The following is an 18,986-nucleotide window of genomic DNA, read 5'->3' as shown; positions in this document are numbered from 1 at the left end:
AGTCTAACGGTATGATTTCTGCTTTCTTCTTCTAGCGCCAGGTCCACCAAATTTCTTTGGTTCTTTCTGCCTGGCATCTCCGCTGACTAGATACTTATCAAAATCCGTGATTCGTTTTCGAAGATCTTCTCTGGTAGATTTTGGAAGAGGATGATCTTTTGGATCTTTTTTAGATTTTGTCCATCCGATGAGTGCTCTGGTAATTCCAGTTGCTGCTGCACTGGCTTGTCCCATAAAACCTCCGCCTCTAACTCTTACAGAAATATCAATTTTGTCTCTCAAGTCACCTGTGATTTCTAGCGGTCCTAAAATTACTTCACGAGCAGTTTCTTGAGGAATCATTTCAACTGGAACATTGTTAATTCTTACTTTACCTTGTCCCTTTGTAATGTAGACATGTGCACTAGCTCTTTTTCTGGTTGCAAAATAAATTTCTGTTTTTGGAGTTGTCATTCAGTCCACCCTATAATTCTGCATAATTCGCCTACGCTTGTATAGTTTGCAGCAGTTTTTTTAATTTTTGCTTTTTCAAATTGAATTTTCTCTAACGATTTGATTTCTTTTGGAGATCCAATGTATGTTCTTAGTCTTTGGTATGACTCTTTTCCAGATGGTTTTCTATCAAATGGTAGCATCTGTCGAATCATTTTTGCAATTAGTGTATCTGGTCTTCTATAATGCACTGGTCCGTGTTTTGGATTAATGACACTGTTAATTTCTAAAAATTCTCTATATTCTTTGATTTGGTTTACTCTAGTTCCACTCATCATGATTTTTTCACAATTTACAATTGAAACTCTGTTTCCTTTGATTAGTAATTTTGCAACATATGATGATAATCTTCCAGCGATGTGATTTGTTCCATCGACTACGATTGGTCTGTCAGTTCTTATGACTTGCTCAGCCAAGTAATACGACTCCTTTTCCTGTTGGGTTTTGTTCAATCAAATCTGAATAACTAATTATCTTTCCACCTTTTTCTACGATTTTGTTTGCAGCAGTATTTGAAATTGAAAATGAGAATAATGTAATTTTATGCGGAACAATGCCTGTTCCTAGAACCTTGCCTGGAAATACTACGATGTCGTTTTCCTTTGTTAGTTGCCCAATTCTATTCAAGTTGAGATCTCTTCTTGCAATGGATGGTTTTAGTGCATACTCTGCTAGTTTTGCCCAAATTGGAGCGTCATTTTTAGTTGATGCCTTTTTCAGATCCTTCGCCATCTGGATAACTACTTGATTAGTCATGTGAATAATGCGCCTTGAAACCCAAATATAATGTCTATGCTTTATTTACTCTTCAATTTTGCCAATGGTTTCTTTGAATTGGCCTAGTTTGCTGCTTACTTCTTCCACACCTGCAAGAACAATCTGTTCTGGATCTAATGCACCGGTTGATTCCACGGTAAGCACTTTCTCGTTTTCTTTATCCGTGTCAATTAATGTTGAAATGTTTGCAGAATTCCATTTTGCATGTTCTGTTCCACGTCCAAGTCTTGCATAGCATTCTATTTTGATTCTCTGACCTGGTGCTAGTTGAACAATTGGGATTTTATCTGAAACTGCCTTTACTGTTTCATCCTCAGAAGACAATTCATTTGAAAGAATGGTTCTTGTAACATCCGAATCTCCAGAGTCTAAAACTAACATTACTCTGCAGTTTGAACATCCTGTCTCACTTTTACAATCACATTTTGATGGTTCATTAAATCTACCCAAGTCTGTTTTTAATGGAATTAGTCCTAGTCTGTGTGCTAGCCCTTCATCAGGCAATACTGAGGAATTCTCAATAATGTCTACTGTATCAATTGCAAAGACTGGGACACCATTAAGACATACGCGTCTTAGTGCATTTGCATATTGTAATGGTACGCCTTTTAGCTTTATAGCTATTTTTTGATTATCTTTGCTAATTACCTCTAAGGATGACAAATCTTGAACAAAATCTTCAAAGTCCACATAAAAATCTAGCTAGTTTTACGTATAGATAAATACCAAATTGTCATAGATGCTTTAGACATGGCAGATTATACATTGGTCCGATATTCTTACGAGGGAGAAAAATTTGAAATTATGGTAAAGCCTGATCCTGCCTTAGATTACAGATTAGGTAAGAAAAAGGATATCTCGTCAATTTTAGTTTCTGATGAAATTTACACTGATGCCAGCAAGGGAACAAGGCCCACTGCTGAAAAACTACTTCATGCTTTCAAAACTGAAGACCCTGCAGAAATTGCAGAGATAATTCTCAAGAAAGGTGATCTTAATCTCACAACTGAGCAAAGACGAACAATGATTGAAGAGAAAAGAAAACAGATTGTAACATTTATTGCAAGAACATACGTGGATCCCAAAACTCACTTGCCACATCCTCCACTAAGAATTGAGCAAGCAATGAAAGATGGACGAGTATCAATAGATCCTCACAAAACTGTAGATGAACAAGTAAAAGACATTGTTGAAAAATTGCGTTCAATAATTGCTCTAAAATCTGAGAATCTCAAATTAGAAATAACAATACCTGCACAATTTGCATCTCAATCATATGCCGTTCTAAAATCTGTAGGTTCTCTAAACAAAGAAGAATGGCAAAATAATGGATCTTTAAAAGCAATACTTGAAATACCCGCTGCAGCAAGGCCAAATGTGATAGACAGATTAGGCTCTATAACCAAGGGTTCTGCTACAGTTGAGGTAATGAAATAATGGATAATAAAAGAAAATACGTTATTCCAGGTGATGTAGTGACCACAGGGCCTTTCAGACCTGAACAAAATGTAGAACTTCAAGGAAATAAGATAATTTCAACTACTATTGGAATTTCTGAAATTTATGACGACTCCGTTAAGGTAATTCCGCTTACTGGCAAATACATTCCAAAAATTAATGATCTTGTTATTGGTAAAGTAATATCTCATACATCCCTATCGTGGGAATTGGACATTAATTCATGCTATGTTGGATTTTTACCAGCACAAGATGTCTTTGGACGAGACTTTTCTGCACATGCAGATGAACTTGCGTCAAAGCTAAAGTCCGGTGATCTGGTTGCTGCAAGAATTGCCAATTTTGATAGAACACGTGATCCTCTAGTTACAATTTCTGATAGAGATTTGGGTAAAATTGACACCGGAATACTAATACAAATATCACCAAGTAAAGTCCCACGCCTAATTGGAAAGAGAGGTACTATGATCCAAATGATAGAGATGGCAACTGATGCTGCAATTACTATTGGTCAAAATGGCTGGGTAGTAGTTTCATGCGAGTCGCCCGAGGGATTATTAAAGGCTAAAAAGGCAATCGAAATGGTTAATGAAAAAGCACATGTTGCTAATTTGACTGATCAAGTGAAAGAAATGTTAGACTCAAAAGGTGAATCATAATGGGCGGAAGAGACGCAACAATGGTCCTATTGGACGAGAATGGTATTCGATGTGATGGCCGTAAAGTAGACGAGCCAAGACGAATCATGATTAAAGCTGGTGGACTAAAAAACGCAGATGGCTCAGCATACATTGAATTTGGTGATAACAAAATATTAGTTGGTGTTTTTGGTCCAAGAGACGTTCATCCAAAACACATGTCAAACACTGATACAGGAATTTTACGAGTTAGATATCATATGGAGCCCTTCTCTGTTGGAGAAAGAAAAAATCCAGCTCCTTCAAGAAGAGAGATTGAAATTTCCAAAGTAATCAAAGAAGCTTTAGAGCCTGCAGTGATGTTGGACAAATTTCCAAGAACTGCAGTTGATGTATTCATTGAAGTATTGCAAGCTGATGGTGGAACCCGATGTGCTGCACTTACAGCAGCTTCTGTTGCATTAGCAGATGCAGGTATTCCGATGAGAGATATGGTTGCAGCAATTGCAGCAGGTAAAGTTGCAGATACTGTAATTCTTGATGTAAATAACGAAGAAGACCAAGCAGGTCAAGCAGATATGCCAATTGGTTATATGCCAAATCTGGAAAAAATTACACTATTGCAATTAGATGGAGTTCTTACACCCGAAGAATACAAGAAATGTGTTCAAGTCGGAGTCGAAGGTTGTAAATTAGTTTATGACCTTCAAAAGAAAGCATTACAAGACAAATACTTTGGAAACGGAGCAGGTTAAAAATGACATCCACCTCTGTTCTTGATGATCTAAAGAAATCACAAATTCTTGAATTGCTTGAACAAGGAAAAAGAGTAGATGGGCGCGCACTAGACGAACCAAGAGAAATCTTAATTGAAACTAACGCAATCCCAAAAGCAAATGGCTCGGCAAGAGTTCGCCTTGGTGAAACTGAAGTAATTTGTGGTGTTAAAATCCAACCTGATAGACCTTTCCCAGATATGGGTGACAAAGGAATTTTCATTTGTACTGCTGAACTTTTACCCTTGTCTCATCCAACTGTCGAAACTGGTCCGCCTGGACCTGATGTAATTGAACTGGCAAGAGTTGTTGATAGAGGAATTAGAGAGAGTCATATGATTGATGTTTCTCAATTAGTAATTGAGAAGAACAAATCAGTAGTTGGTGTCTTTGCAGATAATGTTGTTGTTGATTATGATGGTAATCTATTTGATGCATGTTCTTATGCTGCAGCTGCGGCACTACTTTCATCAAAAACTCCAAAATGGAATTGGATTGATGATGCCCCAACGCTAGTTGAAGGTGAAGAAACTTCGGTACCCATTGCAACTATTCCTGTCTCAGTTACTATGGGCAAGATTGGAAACCATATCATAGTTGATCCAAATGGAGATGAATGGGCTAGCATGGATGCGAGAATTACAATTACTTCTGATTCTGATGGAAATATTTGTGCTTTACAAAAAGGAGGCTCTGATGGTTTCACACAAGACGAAATTAATCGATGTGGAGAAATTTCAGTACGAGTAGGCGCAAAAATAAGAGAAAAATTAAAACAGGCCCAAATGGCAGGTCAGTAAAATGGCAAAAACCAAGAAATCTCTGAAAGGATTGGGCGCTCGTTACGGAATTAAACTTAGAAAACAGTATACAAAGATTCATCTCCAATTAAAAGAAAAAAGAACCTGTCCTGAATGCGGTTCAAAAACATTTGGTAGAGATGCTGTGGGAATTTGGTCTTGTAAAAAATGCAGCTATAAAGTAGCTGGAACTGCATATGACATTAAACTTTAGTGCAAAAATTACAGTTGATGCAAAAGATAAGACAAAGGCAATTTTTGATTCTGTAAATATTGACAACGACTTTTATCCTGAAAATCCTGTTAAAACCAAGATAAAGTTTGATAAAAAAATTACAATCACTGCCGAATCTGATCAATTAACTCATCTCCGGGCCAATCTTAATTCAACACTCAGACTCATTCAGGCAAGCTACGATTCAATTGAATCGGTAAAGATATAACGAAATAAATTTTTTGAGTAATCATGTCTTCACCACAAATGCCTCCATGGCTTCAAGAACAAATAATGAAACTACAACAGTCTCAACAAAGCCTCCAATCAGTAATGACCCAAAAGCAACATCTCGAAATGGAAAAAGCAGAAACTGCAAAGGCATTAGATGAACTAAAAAAAATTGCGGATGGAGATGCCGTTTTCAAGCAAGCAGGAACCGTTTTGATTAAAGCAAAAAAACAAGAACTCATTGATGAATTAGAAGAGAGAGCAGAAATGGCAAAAACACGTGTAACTGTTCTTGACAAACAAGAGGCACGTCTAAAAGAATCACTCAAAGAACAAGAAACAAAAATTACTGAGATGATGAAGGGTGGATCTACTAGTGCGCCCCCTGCAGAAGATAATCCTAGAAAATAATCTTCAATTCAATTTCATATAAGATATTAACAATTCCTTTCAAGTGTTATTTGTGAAATTAGAAAATCTTCGAATCATTGTAGATGAGCGAGAGCGCAAAAGTGGAATTCCTGAACTCTTAAAATCAGTAGGACTGAATCTTGAGATGAAGACATTACCTATTGGAGATTATATTGTCGGACCCGAAACAATCGTTGAGAGAAAAAGCATTCGTGATCTTATGGCTTCAGTCTTTGATGGAAGGCTCTTTGATCAATGCTCAAGACTAAAGGAACACTTTGAGAATCCTATTGTTCTCATGGAGGGAAATGTAGATGAGATTGAGGAGATAGCAGAGAATCCTTTGATATTTTATGGTGCAATCTCAACTGTAGTTTTGGATTTTAAAATTCCAGTAATTCCAACTCCTAGCGCAGCTCACACTGCAAAATTACTAGTCTCAATGTGTTCCAGAAAAGAATCCTACAAGGGACCTTATCTTAAAAAAATAAAAAAATCATCTGATATTGAACGACAGCAACTCTCCGTTCTTTGTAGCCTCCCAGGAATTGGTGACAAGTTTGCAGTTAGAATGTTAGAAAAGTTTGGAACTCCATTAAAAGTATTGACTGCAACAACTGCGGATTTGGCAAAAGTTGAGGGTTTGGGGGAAGCTAGGGCAAAGAAAATAAAAAACATGCTAGACTCTAAAAGCAAGCATCTCAAAAAATCTGATCAAAAAACTTTGCATGATATAATTTAATAATTTAGAAAAGTTACATCATTCATGTTAGTGTCAGTTGACTGGCTAAAAGAACATCTGACTGATCCTGATGTTGTGATTTTAGATTCGCGTCCAAAAACAATGTTTCTTTATGGCCATCTCCTAAACGCACAATCATTTTCAATAGAACAAGTAATCCGTTTTGATCAGTTCGGTTCTAATCTCGTATTAGAGCAAGAAAAAATTGCTGAATTACTTGGCAACTTAGGAATTGATGAAACAAAAACTGTTGTCCTAGTTGGTGATTCTATGGATCCGTCTGTTGCACGAATTGCATGGACCTTTTTGTATCTTGGACATGAAAAAACTTGTCTACTTGACGCAAATGTATCTGATTTGCAAAAACATGGATTAGAATTTACAAAAAAACCATTTGTTCCAAAACCTGCAAAATTTATTCCAAAAATAAATAATGCAATTAGAATAGAATCTGATTTCCTAAAAGAACATCTCAATGATTTTAAAATTTTAGATGCGCGAAGTCCTCAGGAATTCATGGGAGGTCATCTTCCAAACTCAAAATTGATTCCATTTACTGAGGGAATTAGTTATGATGGAGGGTTATACCGAGAGAAAAAATTTCTTGATGAATTGTTTTTGCAAAATAATGTGTCCAAGGAAGAAGAGATTGTCTGCTATTGCATGCATGGCCATAGAGCATCAAATCTATTTTTGCAATTAAAGATTGCAGGGTTTGAAAATGTAAGGCTATATGATGGCTCTTTTGTAGAGTGGAACGGCAAACAGTTACCCCTTGAGTAATTTTCTTTTTAATGGCGTCCCGCACATTGGACATTCATTTCCAGATGTGTGATTAGTCCTACAACCTGGACAATAATGAACCCATTTACCAACATCTATAATTCCCTGAGTCATAATTGGTGATATTTTAAGTCCCAGATTTCTTGCAACATTTGAAATTGCAAAATCATCACTAATTATTTCTCCATTCATCTCAATACATAATGCAATAATTGAGACATCTTGCTTTGATAGTTGCTGATAGTCTCCTGTATCTCTTGCAGCCTTTACTGCAGCAATAGTTGATTCTTTGTCTGGCTCTCTAATTTTTAGTCTATTAGTTTCAAGTAGTGTTCCGAGTGCATCTTGATTCTTCTTTATGTGCTTGATTTCTTCAAAAACCAAAGATGTTGTATAGCAATCATCAGCTGATCCAAATGGCACTCCTGCATAAAATGCGCTCGCATCTAAAATTCTAAAATCCAAGTTTGCTCATTTGCCTCAGTCCTCGTTTTTTTAATCTTATGAAGACTGCTGGTTTATTGTATTTTTTGATAATTATTGGCTCTTCGTATCCTACTGTTTTGATTACTTGAGCATCCATTGCAATATTGCAATCATGCGAGCAAATAATTTCAATTTTCTCATCTGGAACTACAATGGATGCTAATCTGTATACTGGCGCAACAGGTGTAATGATTAACACATTCAAACTTTCATGTAAGATTGGACCGCCCAATGAAAACGAATGACCAGTTGATCCACTGGGAGTTGCAATGATTACTCCATCCATTTTTTGCTTTACTGTATCATTTTGAAATTTGATTTCAATCTCTGCCGTTTTAGTCAAGTTTACTCTGCTAATGTATATCTCATTTAATGCTGGAGGAAATTCCACTCCTCCACAAGATGCAACAACTCTGATTCTTTTATCCAAAAAGAAATTATCTTTTAAAATCTCATTTATTGCATTATCAATTTCTTCAATTGTAATTTCAGCTAAAATTCCTCTATTCCCTCCAACATTGATGGTCAAAATCGGAGTCTCGTTTTGGAGGTTTCTGAAGACTCTGAGTGTTGTTCCATCTCCTCCTAAAGTGATTACTAGGTCAAGCTTTATTTTTTTTAATTCTGATAAATCTTCTATTTTCTCTGCCCCTTCTACCTCAATTGGGGAAATCGTATAAACAGTAGATTTTTTAGCTAAAAATTTTTTTGCAACATCCTTTGCAGCTTTTTCAGAATCCTTTGAACCTACTTTACTTACCACTGCAACTTTTTGAAGCTTCAAGCAGTTCTATTGAATTTCATTGTACTTAAAAATGATATTTTTAGTCTGTTTTGGAAAAAAACAAATAAGTGTGAAAACAATGGCATAAACATCATGAGTTACGCTCACCCTGAAGTTTTAGTTGATACTGAATGGGTATCTCAAAATCCACCAAATGAAAATAGAAAACTAGTCGAAGTCGATTATGATCCAGTTAATGGCTATCAAAAAGGCCACATAAATGGCGCCACACTGATTTGGTGGAAACGTGACATTAATGATCCTGTTACTAGAGATATTATTGGTAAAAAACAATTTGAAGCCTTGATGGCAAAAAATGGAATCACCGCTGATACTGAAGTAATTCTTTACGGTGACTTTAACAATTGGTTTGCAGCATTTGTGTTCTGGGTTTTCAAAATTTACGGTCATGAGAATCTCAAAATTATGAATGGTGGACGAAAGAAATGGGAATTAGAAAATAAATCTTATACTACTGAAGAGCCGCAACTGTCTCCATCGACTTACATTGCACAACCACCAGATGAAGGACTAAGAGCATATCTATTTGATGTAAGCAGAGCACTAGACAAAGAAGACACTGTAATGGTCGATGTCCGATCTCCTGCAGAATTTACTGGTCAAATTACTGCTCCTCCAGAGTATCCGATGGAGCATGCACAAAGAGGTGGACACATTCCTGGTGCAAATAATATTCCATGGGCAACTGCAGTTAATGATACTGATGGCACATTCAAAGCAGTTGAAGAATTAAGACAAAACTATGAACCAAAAGGTGTGACTCCTGACAAGGATGTAATTTGTTATTGCAGAATTGGAGAAAGATCTTCCCACAGTTGGTTTGTTCTAAAATATCTACTTGGATATCCAAAGGTTCGAAACTATGATGGTTCTTGGACTGAATGGGGTAACATGATAGGAAATCCTGTGGAAAAATAAATTGCTTTTAGACCTTCCTGTACTTGAGAAAGGAAATTTCTATTTTATCAAAGATGGTGGTTCCCAATTCATCTTGGAGGATAAAACAAAACGTGGTCTTACGATAAAGGAGACATCCATCGATGAGAAATTAAATGTCAAAGCTGACAAGGGAATGATCCATGATATGGATGGCATCGGACACTGGGTAGTAATTAGGTGGTATTTCTCAAAGGATTCTCACGATCTGTCTGAAATATTAGAACATGCGCAAGCCATGGAAAAAAAATACACAGAGCTTAGAGAGTTGACCTGTCCAGATGACGACGGATAACCTTTTTAAATAAATTAGAATCATCAAAGTCAGATGTCTTTACTTTTAAAAGATCGAGTTTATTCCATGGAGGCTCCCACTGCAAAGCGTGGCGTTTATCCTTTACATGGTTACAAACTTGGACTATACAGATTACCGATTAAACTAGAGGAACCTACAGAACTCAAATCCGTTCATGATGGTCTCAAAAAGGCTTTTGAGATGGACATGTATGCTGATAGAATTTACGCAACCTATCGCTGGAAGGAACAAAATATGGATGATGTTGATGCCAAAGGGTACGAAGAGGTTGAACTATCTGTTACAGTAGAAATTGTTACAGGTGAAGTTGTTGATATTATTTATCAAATATTCCCAATTGAAAAATTTGGTGATCCAAACTGGGTCAAAGATTACAGAAAGAAAGCAGATCATTTTGCAAAAATGGTCATTGATACTATTTTACGTAATACCATTTTGGCAGACAAAATGATATCTTATTTAGCAAAAACTGAAAAGATCTCTGAAGTTGCAGCAATTCAAAAACTAGAAGAATTAACTCCATTGGCAAAAATTGTTCTTGGCGCAAAACCAAAACCTGTTGAAGCTAAAGAAGATGATGCTGAAGAAGATGATGAAAATATCGAAATCCCAGATGGTGCAAAACCTGGTCCAATTGATGTGGAATTCAAATCCAAAATGAAACAAACTGCGGTATATGAGGCACCAGAGCACACAATCAAGACTTGGGGAAGAAAGGGAACATCAAATGGAATTATGGGTGTTTGGGGAGAATTTGTTTCCGTAGATTATGATATTTGTATTGCAGACGGTGGTTGTATTGAAGCATGTCCAGTAGGTGTCTATGAATGGTTTGACACTCCAGGAAATCCTGCATCTGACAAGAAACCATTAATGTCAAAAGAGCCTGATTGTATCTTTTGTCTTGCATGTGAAGGCGTATGTCCACCACAGGCAATCAAGATCTTCGAGCAAAAATAATCAATTATTGCAAGTATAAATAGCGATTAGTAATTTTGTGAGATTAGGGATATGGCAATCAACCCTTTCACCCAATTTGTTTTTGATCTATTCATTTTATCGGCCATAATTATCACTGCATACACTTGTAATTTTTACTACCTCGCGTTTCTTTCAAGAAAAAGAAAAGAGGTTTTATCGACTACTGATTGGGGAACCCCCTCGATTACAATCCAACTTCCAATATATAACGAAAAGTATGTTGCAAAAAGATTGGTCGATGCAGTATGTAACTTGGATTATCCAAAAGATAAGATGAGAATTATGGTATTGGATGATTCTGATGATGATACAGTTGAGTTACTATCGGATGCAGTTGATGATTACAAAAATCAAGGCTTTCTAATAGAGCACGTCAGACGAGGAACGAGAAGTGGATACAAGGCAGGTGCATTAAAACATGCAATGAAATCCACTGATACCGAACTTGTTGCAATTTTTGATGCAGATTTTATTCCGCCAACATGGTTTCTCAAACGAGCAATCCCGCATTTTACAAACTCCAAAATTGGCCTAGTTCAGTGTCGCTGGGGCCATGTTAATGAAAACTATTCTGCCATCACTCAAGCACAAGCATTGAGTCTTGACTTTCATTTTCTAATTGAACAAAAAGCAAAAAGCAACTCTCATCTGTTTATGAATTTCAATGGTACTGCAGGAATTTGGAGGCGTGATTGTATTGAGGATGCAGGTGGTTGGCACACTGCAACACTAGTTGAAGATCTTGATCTAAGCTATAGGGCACAAATGAAAGGATGGAAATGTTTGTTCTTGCCTGACATTGTAGTTAATGCTGAACTTCCCATACAGATGAATGCCGCAAAGAGGCAACAATTCCGTTGGGCAAAAGGCTCTATTCAATGTGCAATAAAACTACTTACTGACATTGCACTAAAACGCAAAGTTGCAGTTGAAGCAAAAATTCAAGCATTCATCCAGCTTACACGTCACGTTGTTTATCCGTTAATGCTGATACAATTTTTGGCATTGCCGATTTTACTTGCAGGTCAGGTCAATCTCTATGTGATCAGCTTTCTTCCTGCAATAACCATTGCAACATATCTTGCAATGGGACCCGGGGCATACATCATGATCATGCAAAGTATGTATCAAAAATCTTGGAAGTCTAAAGCCAAGATCCTTCCCGCATTACTAATTTACAATGCTGGAATGTCGGTGAATAACACAGTTGCAGTATTTGATGCAGTTATTGGAAAGAAGAATGAATTCCTTAGAACTCCAAAATATGGTGTTCTAAAAACAAAAGATGATTGGAAAGATAATGCGTACAATTTGCCCTTCTCCCAAGTTACCCTGCTTGAGATCTTTTTTGGTGTATATGGCATAATGGGGATCTTCATTGCAGTATTTTCAAATAATCCTATCTTTGTTCCTATTATTGGACTGCAGGCTACTGGATTTTTCTATATTGCTTACATGAGCTTGTCTCATACGCGATTTAAAAGAAATAAATCAAGTAAATTACGACCAAGAACTAAGAAAGAAAAAATGGCAAATACTGTTTACAAACTTTCCATGATTGGAATTGTTGGAATTATTGTTTTTGGAGGATTCATGGCAATTTATGGTTACAATACTGATATTTACCCTCTGGATAGAATTAGAGGCCACCTTGATGGAATTGTGGGCTCCTCTGATCCTGTAATAATTAAAAATCACTTGGTAGCAATTCAAGAAGATTTGGAACTTGTAATGGCTAATGTTCCTGAAACAACTGATGCTAATGGCGAAGTCATTTCTAAAAACCCAGTTTGGATATTTGCAACAGAATCTACAAACTTGCTTAGAATACAAAACGATGTAAATACAATGGTTGCAAGTATTGAAAAAATCTCAACTGTTCCAAAAGACAGTTCTGCATATCATACAGGAATGATTGACCTCAATGGTAGAGCCTTATCTCTGAAAACTAACATTATGGATGCAACTCCATACATGTATGTCAGTGTTGCGAACATCCTATTTAGCACAATTTGGATTGCAGCCATATTGGGAATCTTTGCTGCACTCAAGAAAAAGAAACAGCAATTCAAAGAAATCGACGAAACCGGTGTCTAAGGAATATTTAGATCCTTTCTAATTTCATCTACTGCTCTAATTCCATAAATATCTCTTACTTGTTGCACTCTAATTGTTTCTTTTAACATGTCTCTGCCTATTGCATTAGTTAAAACTGAATAGACATCGCTGAATCTAACTTCCCACTTGTCTGCACAATCTAAGATCTTACTTACTGCCCACTGTCTTACTTCTTGCGGCAGTGGAATTTTTTCACCTAACTCAATTGAGACTCTGTCAAATAAATTCACAATATCTGCAGTTTGCGCTGCCATCTTCTCAATGTCTTTTAATTCACCGTACTTTGATTCTGTATTCATTCTGACGTTTGATTGGTATTCTGAGAGTTTTAGCAATGCCATCATCTCCTTTGATGAATCACTTGTTGACTTGTTTGTGGCACTTTTAATTGACTGTATTTCTTCAAATAGTTTGTCTGATTTTTTATGAAATTCTATTGTCGATGCATCTTGTCTTTTTAGAATATCTGATGCTGAGGATATTTTTTGCTCTATGCTGTTTGTTTTATCAAACACTGTCTGCTTGAAATTTGAAATATCTTCCTGGACTGATTTGAGTCCTTCTCCTACAAATGCTGTGGAATCTGCTCTTTTTGATAATCCTCCAATTTCAGTCTCAATCCTATCTATTTTGCCTCCTAAATCCTTGATTGTCTGTAAGCTTAGGTTTTCTGCTGATTTAGCATTTGACGAAATTGTTTCAAACTGTTGCTTGAGTCCGTCAATTATTCCTCCCAGAGAATCAATCCTTGATGCTTTTGATGAAATAGAATCAATTGTGACTTTGATTGCTTCAAGTTCTGAATTAAGATCTGTTGTTGATATTGCACTATCTGCAATTCTTTCAAATTCTTGTTTGAGACTCTGGATGATTTGATTCCCAGTATCTAGTTTTGCAGTTTTATCTGAGATTTCATCCAGATTGTTTTTTAGTTTGTTCATCTCAGAGCTAATCTCTAAAAATGAATCTGTTTTTCCAGAAACTTTTCTGAGATCATCTCTGACTTCGTCAATTCTTTGTGCAATTTTTATTATCATTTGAGAATTGTTCTTAATTGAATTCATACTGTCTTGAACTTGCTGAGATAATTCCTGAGGTTTTGTTGTCTTTTGGATCTCAGAAATTTTGTTTATCTCATCTTGCAGTTTCGTAGTTTGATCATTTATTTTATTTACTAAATTAGATTGAGTTCTTACTTGATTTAGTCCTGCGTATAATTTTTGAGTGTCTTCTTCTATTATGTTGATCTGTTTTGATTGTTTTTGGATATACTCCAAAGTTGATGTTAGTGTGTCGATCATTCCTTTCATTGATAAAAGGACTTTTTGATTTTCTCCAAAAATCTTTGACATTACTTTGATCTCTTTTTGTAATGCTTTGTTAGAATCTGAAACTGATGCTACTTTCTTTAGTACTGCTGATGGCGTTGGTTCTTTTGAAACTTTTTTCACTACTTTTTTTGGTTGGGCAGCTGTCTTTTTCTTTGTAGCCATACACAATCAATTAAAAAATGATGATAAAAAAGTTGGGTCTAAAATAAAAAATGTAAAGAGTTACTTGTTTACAACAGTTGGTTCGTGAAGTAACTCATGAAAGGTCTTTTCGGCCAACCCGTTTGCCGTCTCGATAAACCCTCTTGTACAATATTCACATTGAATCATACAGTACGGTATGGTACCGTACTATTAATACTCAGGTGATTATGACGTAACCAAAGATGCAGTCAGATACCCCAGGTCATATTTCTACATATTATTCAGATGACCTAATCATCACTCTGCATTAAGATTATGATGAATCATCATAAGAGCTTAAAGATTGTGCTTTGAGCCTATTTTCAATTATTGTAATTTCATAAATTTGGTTCCCAAATTTTTAATCGGAAATCATTTTTAAAGAAATTTGTCAAGTGAAAATATGCAAAACATTTCACTTCAGATAGATACAAGTGAAATTCATAGCTCACTTAACACAACAGTTACCAGTTTAATTGAACAGATAACTCCTGATCTTCCTCATACAACTTTTGTAACTGATTTGGCATTTATTATGATAATTGGTGCAGTAGTCACTCTTGCTTTTTTCAAAATTAGACAACCGCTAATCATTGGTTATCTTTTTGCAGGAATGCTAATTGGTCCTTTGTCTCCTTTTTGGTCATGGGTTTTACCTGAAGGTGGCCCATCTTCTAATTCATCTGGAGGTGTTGGAATTCTCTCTGATATTTCTGCGTTGAATCTTTTTTCTGAAATTGGCGTAATTTTACTTCTTTTTGTAATTGGGATAGAATTTCCATATGCAAAAATCAAAAACATTGGACGTGTAGCAGTTGGGGTTGGAACTATGGGTCTGTTTTCAACATTGGGTGTTGTGTTTTATACTGCAACCGCACTTGGAATGGAATTTTTAGATGCCCTCTTCATTGCAGCCGCATTGTCTATTTCTAGTACTGCAATAATTGTCAAAATTTTAGAAGAGATGGGACGGATCAAAAAGGAATCTTCTATCCTTGTTTTGGGAATTTTGATTGTAGAAGACGTAATTGCAGTTATTTTGATTTCTTCATTGCAGTCCATTGCTTTAGTTGGGACAGTCTCTATTGAATCTGTAATTGTTGTGGTTCTAGTTGCTATTGGTCTTATAGTTGGAACATTTACCATTGGAACTCGAATCATTCCACCACTAATTGATAGAGTTGCAGAAGCTGAGCACCGTGAAATTCTATTGCTAAGTATTCTAGGTGTTTGCTTTGGATATGCATTACTTGCTAATGTAGTTGGATTGTCAGTTGCAATTGGCGCCTTTTTAGCAGGGGTTCTTATTGCAGAATCAAAATCGTCCGAAGTTGCAAAACTGCTGTCAAGTCCAATAAAAGACATGTTTGTCGCAATTTTCTTTATTTCAGTTGGCGCCTTGATGGATATATCACAACTTGAAAATCACATCTTTTTGGCAATTGCCTTGATTGCTGTAGCAATCGGAATGAAATTTGGTGGGAATCTGATTGGAAATATTATCTTTCGACAAAAACGTAGCAAAGCGATACGTTCTGCATTTACTTTAGCTGCTCCAAGAGGTGAATTTTCAATTGTAATTGTAAAAGTTGGGGTGGATATAGGGGCAGTCAGTGCTTTCTTGTTCCCATTGATGGGTATAATTTCTATAATCACTGCATTTATTTCTCCATTTTTAGTAAAAGCAGGTGATAAAATAATCCCCGCGCTAAAGGAAAAACAAGATGTCTGATGAATTAAAAAAACTAATGGAGCAAGCCCACGATGGAATCACTACTTTTGATTTTGACGGGAAAGAAACTCCGTGTATAATTATCGAAGAGAAAAAATATGATGCCATGCTTTCTAAGGTTGCAGGTCAATCTCTATCCATAAACACTGATCTGAATATTCTGCAAGATGGATTAGGAAACGTATTCGTTGAAGTGGTTTTGACATTTTCTAAAGGAAACATTGTTGAGACATTTCTAATTAATGCAAAAACCCATCTTGACTTTTTTGAATCGCTTGCAAATACTGCAATGTTTGCATTATCCTCACCAAAATCAAATTATGGAAAAGATAATGTGTTTATGATTCAATTACCACGTCCGGAAAAAGCTCAAGATGCATTAGAAATTATCAAAAATGCACTTGTTCCTAAAAATCAAAAATAAGTGGTGCAGTTACCGGGATTTGAACCCGGGTCACGTACTTGGCAAGCACGAGTACTAACCAGACTGTACTATAACTGCAACAACCCTAAAGGTTGAATTTGGATATTAAACTGTTTTTAACTATTTCAATTAAGATACGTTATGGATGAAATACTTCTTGGTAAAATAGAACAAAAAATTCGAGAAACAATCTCCAATAAAGATGAAATTAAAGAAATAATTCAATTACTATCGAACATTGATGATTCTAAATCATTTGCATTGGGTGTAGTAGTTGGAAGAATTTACAACGCTTTTTACTATCAATCAAAAAGAATTCTAAACCGTGAACCAACAAAAGATGAATTTCAAGAATTTTTAAAATTTGTCAAAAACAATAAATCTGATTTAGAGAATTTATGGTGATACTTTATTCCATTCAATTACATTAATTGTTGGAGTGCCTGGTAATTTCACACATGCCCCATGAAGTGCTTTTTTTGCTGCCTCTAAATGCGCTTCATTATTTACGTACATTTCCATAATGCATTGGCCTTGTTTGACTCTTGCACCCAAACTAACTGCTTTGCCCCAGGATCTTCGCATTCCTTCCGAAACTCTATCTGCCCCTGCAGTTGCAATCTGTTTGTTCTCTCTTAGGAGATTATGTGGGTAAATTCTTAATCTTGAATAGTAGCCTGTTTCACCTGTTGTCTTCTCTAGTGTTTTGTTTGCTGCTAATCTAGCTGATTCAATTGCCATGTGTCGGATCTGGATCTTTTCGTTAATCAATAACTGTACACAATACTTGTAAACTCCTCTTTTACCCCCCTGAAATTTTGCAATTTTGATCTGTGGTTTACCCTTGATGTACTCCTTTCTGGTAAAAATTTGTCCAGTTGCAGTTCTATAATTTGCACCATGCATTATGTTCTCAAACCAAACCGCCCATATTTTAACGGTGAGTCAAAATGCGCTCGTATTTTCCAATGCTTATATGGAAATCCTTTGATTTTCTCATTATCATGGATGATACTCCTATCGTTAACGGTGAGATGATTTCTGATCAAGCTTGCATTTCTGATAAAAATTTGATTCATGAACTTGAACTAAAGGGATATGGAGAAATTGAAAATGAAAAATTATTCTTAAAACAATTTGAGACTCTGTATTTGTTATATACTAAAAGACTGATTTTAAAAAAAATCAAAAAACAAATTGATTTTGATACTTTTATGAGCATTTGCCAAAAAACTGATTCTGACATACTTACTAAATTTTTGATATATCGTGATCTTCGAAATAGAGGATATGTTGTAAAAGATGGGTTTGGTTTTGGTTCTGACTTTAGAGTTTATGAGAGAGGACATTTTGGTGAGAAAGGAGCAAAATATCTAGTCTTTGGACTCAACGAAGGTCAGCAAGAGAAGATGGGCAATCTACAAAAAAAGATTGAAGATATCACACATATGGGAAAAGAACCAATAATTGCAGTTATTGATCGTCGTGGTGAAGTAATCTATTATAAAATCAACAGAATGAATTTCTATGAAAATAAAGCGAGATTAGAAGAATCTTTTCAACTCTAGTCTTGCATAATCCATTCTGATGAATATTTTAAAAGATTGTTCTCTTCTGCAAACATAAAATCATAAACTTCTACATGTTTTGTCTTGTTGTTCCAGAGATCTTGAAAGTCTTGCATCTTTCTTTCAACTCTTGATTTATCATTCCATGATGTAAAAACATCTACTGATTCAAAATCTCTTGTTTGAGTTGAAAATGATTCTCTTGATGTTCCCGTAAACGCAACAGCTTGATCATCATCGTCTCTGAAAATTCCTATTCTCTCTGAAAATGAATTTGCTATTTGCTCTGAATTTGGAATTACAATTTTTAACTCAATTTGACCTTTGTTTACAATGTCTTGAAGTTTCTGAATTTTAGAATTTTGAATTGATCTTCCTTCAAATGATTTTGTGAATTTTTCTGAAAATAGTTTTGTAAATAGATTCAGATCAGCCGTTCTAAACCTGTGGCCTGTTATCATTCTTAATTTTGCATTTCCGCCTGAAAAATTTTCAAACGCCATTGAAATCGTGGTTAGAGCATGAATTGATAAAAAATCCACACACCTATCATATTCTATACAATGACTTAGACAAGGAAAGAAAAACTCTGTTACAATATCATCTCTATCTGAACGATACTCTTCTTTTAATTTGATATCTCTTAATCCCAATAATTCTTGGTCTTAATTTTGTTATTTAAACAAAAAGTATGGTACTGGGGACATAGACAGAGCCTTAGAGATGTCACAACTAACGACGAATTTGAAAAAGAATTGGTAAACTTACAGATTCCGACTTTAGC

Annotated in this window: 26 protein-coding genes and 1 tRNA gene; 17 read left to right on the top strand and 10 right to left on the bottom strand. The window is 35.7% G+C overall.

Annotation, left to right across the window (positions count from 1 at the left end; genetic code table 11):
• Positions 1–3 precede the first annotated feature (3 nt).
• Genes rpsI through K5783_RS10330 form a run of 4 tightly spaced genes read right to left on the bottom strand, consistent with a single transcriptional unit; the run spans position 4 to position 1,959 of the window.
• Entirely contained in the window at positions 4–453 is a 450-nt protein-coding gene (gene rpsI / locus K5783_RS10345) for a 30S ribosomal protein S9 (RefSeq protein WP_297474202.1), read from the bottom strand.
• The gene (gene rplM / locus K5783_RS10340) at positions 450–908 is read right to left on the bottom strand and encodes a 50S ribosomal protein L13 (protein ID WP_109876339.1); all 459 of its coding nucleotides are present in this window, start codon (positions 906–908) and stop codon (positions 450–452) included. The genes rpsI and rplM overlap by 4 nt, the downstream gene beginning before the upstream one ends.
• Positions 901–1,248, bottom strand: coding sequence for a 50S ribosomal protein L18e (locus K5783_RS10335; RefSeq protein WP_297474199.1), 348 nt, complete (start codon positions 1,246–1,248; stop codon positions 901–903). The genes rplM and K5783_RS10335 overlap by 8 nt, the downstream gene beginning before the upstream one ends.
• A gap of 45 nt (positions 1,249–1,293) precedes the next feature.
• Positions 1,294–1,959 (bottom strand): DNA-directed RNA polymerase subunit D, encoded by a 666-nt coding sequence (locus K5783_RS10330; RefSeq protein ID WP_297474198.1) that lies wholly within the window; start codon positions 1,957–1,959, stop codon positions 1,294–1,296.
• A gap of 60 nt (positions 1,960–2,019) precedes the next feature.
• On the opposite strand from K5783_RS10330, the gene K5783_RS10325 reads away from it, so the two are divergent.
• Genes K5783_RS10325 through K5783_RS10285 form a run of 9 tightly spaced genes read left to right on the top strand, consistent with a single transcriptional unit; the run spans position 2,020 to position 7,322 of the window.
• On the top strand, positions 2,020–2,706 hold the full coding sequence (locus K5783_RS10325; protein ID WP_297474197.1) for a ribosome assembly factor SBDS: 687 nt from the start codon (positions 2,020–2,022) through the stop codon (positions 2,704–2,706).
• Entirely contained in the window at positions 2,706–3,386 is a 681-nt protein-coding gene (gene rrp4 / locus K5783_RS10320) for an exosome complex RNA-binding protein Rrp4 (protein ID WP_297474195.1), read from the top strand. The genes K5783_RS10325 and rrp4 overlap by 1 nt, the downstream gene beginning before the upstream one ends.
• Complete coding sequence (gene rrp41 / locus K5783_RS10315; protein WP_109876335.1) at positions 3,386–4,120, top strand: exosome complex exonuclease Rrp41; 735 nt, start codon at positions 3,386–3,388, stop codon at positions 4,118–4,120. Before rrp4 ends, rrp41 begins: the two co-directional genes overlap by 1 nt.
• 2 nt (positions 4,121–4,122) lie before the next feature.
• Entirely contained in the window at positions 4,123–4,941 is an 819-nt protein-coding gene (gene rrp42 / locus K5783_RS10310; protein WP_297474194.1) for an exosome complex protein Rrp42, read from the top strand.
• Between the two features lies 1 nt (position 4,942).
• Positions 4,943–5,155 carry a 50S ribosomal protein L37 gene (locus K5783_RS10305; protein WP_109876333.1) on the top strand — a complete coding sequence of 71 codons (213 nt, stop codon included), beginning with the start codon at positions 4,943–4,945 and terminating at the stop codon, positions 5,153–5,155.
• Complete coding sequence (locus tag K5783_RS10300) at positions 5,139–5,384, top strand: KEOPS complex subunit Pcc1 (protein WP_297474193.1); 246 nt, start codon at positions 5,139–5,141, stop codon at positions 5,382–5,384. The genes K5783_RS10305 and K5783_RS10300 overlap by 17 nt, the downstream gene beginning before the upstream one ends.
• 23 nt (positions 5,385–5,407) lie before the next feature.
• Positions 5,408–5,797: a prefoldin subunit beta gene (locus K5783_RS10295; protein ID WP_297474191.1), complete on the top strand. Its 390-nt coding sequence runs from the start codon at positions 5,408–5,410 to the stop codon at positions 5,795–5,797.
• A 52-nt stretch (positions 5,798–5,849) separates the two neighbouring features.
• Positions 5,850–6,539 (top strand): ERCC4 domain-containing protein, encoded by a 690-nt coding sequence (locus K5783_RS10290; protein WP_278975624.1) that lies wholly within the window; start codon positions 5,850–5,852, stop codon positions 6,537–6,539.
• Positions 6,540–6,563: 24 nt separating this feature from the next.
• Positions 6,564–7,322: a sulfurtransferase gene (locus K5783_RS10285; RefSeq protein ID WP_297474189.1), complete on the top strand. Its 759-nt coding sequence runs from the start codon at positions 6,564–6,566 to the stop codon at positions 7,320–7,322.
• On the opposite strand, the gene K5783_RS10280 is transcribed toward K5783_RS10285, so the two are convergent.
• The gene (locus K5783_RS10280) at positions 7,308–7,787 is read right to left on the bottom strand and encodes a PIN domain-containing protein (protein ID WP_297474188.1); all 480 of its coding nucleotides are present in this window, start codon (positions 7,785–7,787) and stop codon (positions 7,308–7,310) included. The two genes, K5783_RS10285 and K5783_RS10280, sit on opposite strands and share 15 nt — an antisense overlap.
• A complete protein-coding gene (locus K5783_RS10275) occupies positions 7,777–8,592 on the bottom strand; it encodes an NAD(+)/NADH kinase (RefSeq protein ID WP_297474186.1) in 816 nt (271 codons plus the stop codon). Before K5783_RS10275 ends, K5783_RS10280 begins: the two co-directional genes overlap by 11 nt.
• Positions 8,593–8,685: 93 nt before the next feature.
• Between K5783_RS10275 and K5783_RS10270 the strand changes: the two genes are divergently transcribed.
• From K5783_RS10270 to K5783_RS10255, 4 genes are read left to right on the top strand one after another with little or no spacing between them, the layout of a single operon-like run.
• Positions 8,686–9,531, top strand: coding sequence for a sulfurtransferase (locus tag K5783_RS10270; RefSeq protein WP_297474184.1), 846 nt, complete (start codon positions 8,686–8,688; stop codon positions 9,529–9,531).
• Position 9,532: 1 nt separating this feature from the next.
• Positions 9,533–9,844: a hypothetical protein gene (locus K5783_RS10265; RefSeq protein WP_297474183.1), complete on the top strand. Its 312-nt coding sequence runs from the start codon at positions 9,533–9,535 to the stop codon at positions 9,842–9,844.
• A gap of 33 nt (positions 9,845–9,877) precedes the next feature.
• Positions 9,878–10,825 carry a ferredoxin family protein gene (locus tag K5783_RS10260; protein WP_297474182.1) on the top strand — a complete coding sequence of 316 codons (948 nt, stop codon included), beginning with the start codon at positions 9,878–9,880 and terminating at the stop codon, positions 10,823–10,825.
• A gap of 51 nt (positions 10,826–10,876) precedes the next feature.
• A complete protein-coding gene (locus K5783_RS10255) occupies positions 10,877–12,943 on the top strand; it encodes a cellulose synthase family protein (protein ID WP_297474179.1) in 2,067 nt (688 codons plus the stop codon).
• On the opposite strand, the gene K5783_RS10250 is transcribed toward K5783_RS10255, so the two are convergent.
• On the bottom strand, positions 12,940–14,457 hold the full coding sequence (locus K5783_RS10250; RefSeq protein WP_297474177.1) for a chemotaxis protein: 1,518 nt from the start codon (positions 14,455–14,457) through the stop codon (positions 12,940–12,942). The genes K5783_RS10255 and K5783_RS10250 overlap by 4 nt on opposite strands.
• A gap of 424 nt (positions 14,458–14,881) precedes the next feature.
• Between K5783_RS10250 and K5783_RS10245 the strand changes: the two genes are divergently transcribed.
• Together K5783_RS10245 and K5783_RS10240 are read left to right on the top strand one after the other, a co-directional pair.
• Positions 14,882–16,210 (top strand): cation:proton antiporter, encoded by a 1,329-nt coding sequence (locus K5783_RS10245; RefSeq protein WP_297474296.1) that lies wholly within the window; start codon positions 14,882–14,884, stop codon positions 16,208–16,210.
• On the top strand, positions 16,203–16,634 hold the full coding sequence (locus K5783_RS10240) for a hypothetical protein (protein WP_297474176.1): 432 nt from the start codon (positions 16,203–16,205) through the stop codon (positions 16,632–16,634). The genes K5783_RS10245 and K5783_RS10240 overlap by 8 nt, the downstream gene beginning before the upstream one ends.
• Position 16,635: 1 nt before the next feature.
• Here K5783_RS10240 and K5783_RS10235 read toward each other — a convergent pair.
• A tRNA-Gly gene (locus tag K5783_RS10235) sits at positions 16,636–16,712 on the bottom strand.
• Between the two features lie 63 nt (positions 16,713–16,775).
• Here K5783_RS10235 and K5783_RS10230 point away from each other — a divergent pair.
• Positions 16,776–17,039 (top strand): hypothetical protein, encoded by a 264-nt coding sequence (locus K5783_RS10230; RefSeq protein WP_109876320.1) that lies wholly within the window; start codon positions 16,776–16,778, stop codon positions 17,037–17,039.
• On the opposite strand, the gene K5783_RS10225 is transcribed toward K5783_RS10230, so the two are convergent.
• Positions 17,031–17,540, bottom strand: a complete 510-nt coding sequence (locus tag K5783_RS10225) for a 50S ribosomal protein L16 (RefSeq protein WP_109876319.1) — start codon at positions 17,538–17,540, stop codon at positions 17,031–17,033. The genes K5783_RS10230 and K5783_RS10225 overlap by 9 nt on opposite strands.
• A gap of 98 nt (positions 17,541–17,638) precedes the next feature.
• Here K5783_RS10225 and endA point away from each other — a divergent pair, with 98 nt between their 5' ends.
• Entirely contained in the window at positions 17,639–18,202 is a 564-nt protein-coding gene (gene endA / locus K5783_RS10220; protein ID WP_297474173.1) for a tRNA-intron lyase, read from the top strand.
• On the opposite strand, the gene K5783_RS10215 is transcribed toward endA, so the two are convergent.
• The gene (locus K5783_RS10215; protein ID WP_297474171.1) at positions 18,199–18,855 is read right to left on the bottom strand and encodes a DNA repair helicase; all 657 of its coding nucleotides are present in this window, start codon (positions 18,853–18,855) and stop codon (positions 18,199–18,201) included. The two genes, endA and K5783_RS10215, sit on opposite strands and share 4 nt — an antisense overlap.
• Positions 18,856–18,986 lie beyond the last annotated feature (131 nt).

Origin of the sequence: Nitrosopumilus sp. (assembly GCF_025699125.1) — an archaeon.
GTDB lineage: Archaea > Thermoproteota > Nitrososphaeria > Nitrososphaerales > Nitrosopumilaceae > Nitrosopumilus.
This window is presented reverse-complemented; position numbering and strand designations above follow the sequence as displayed.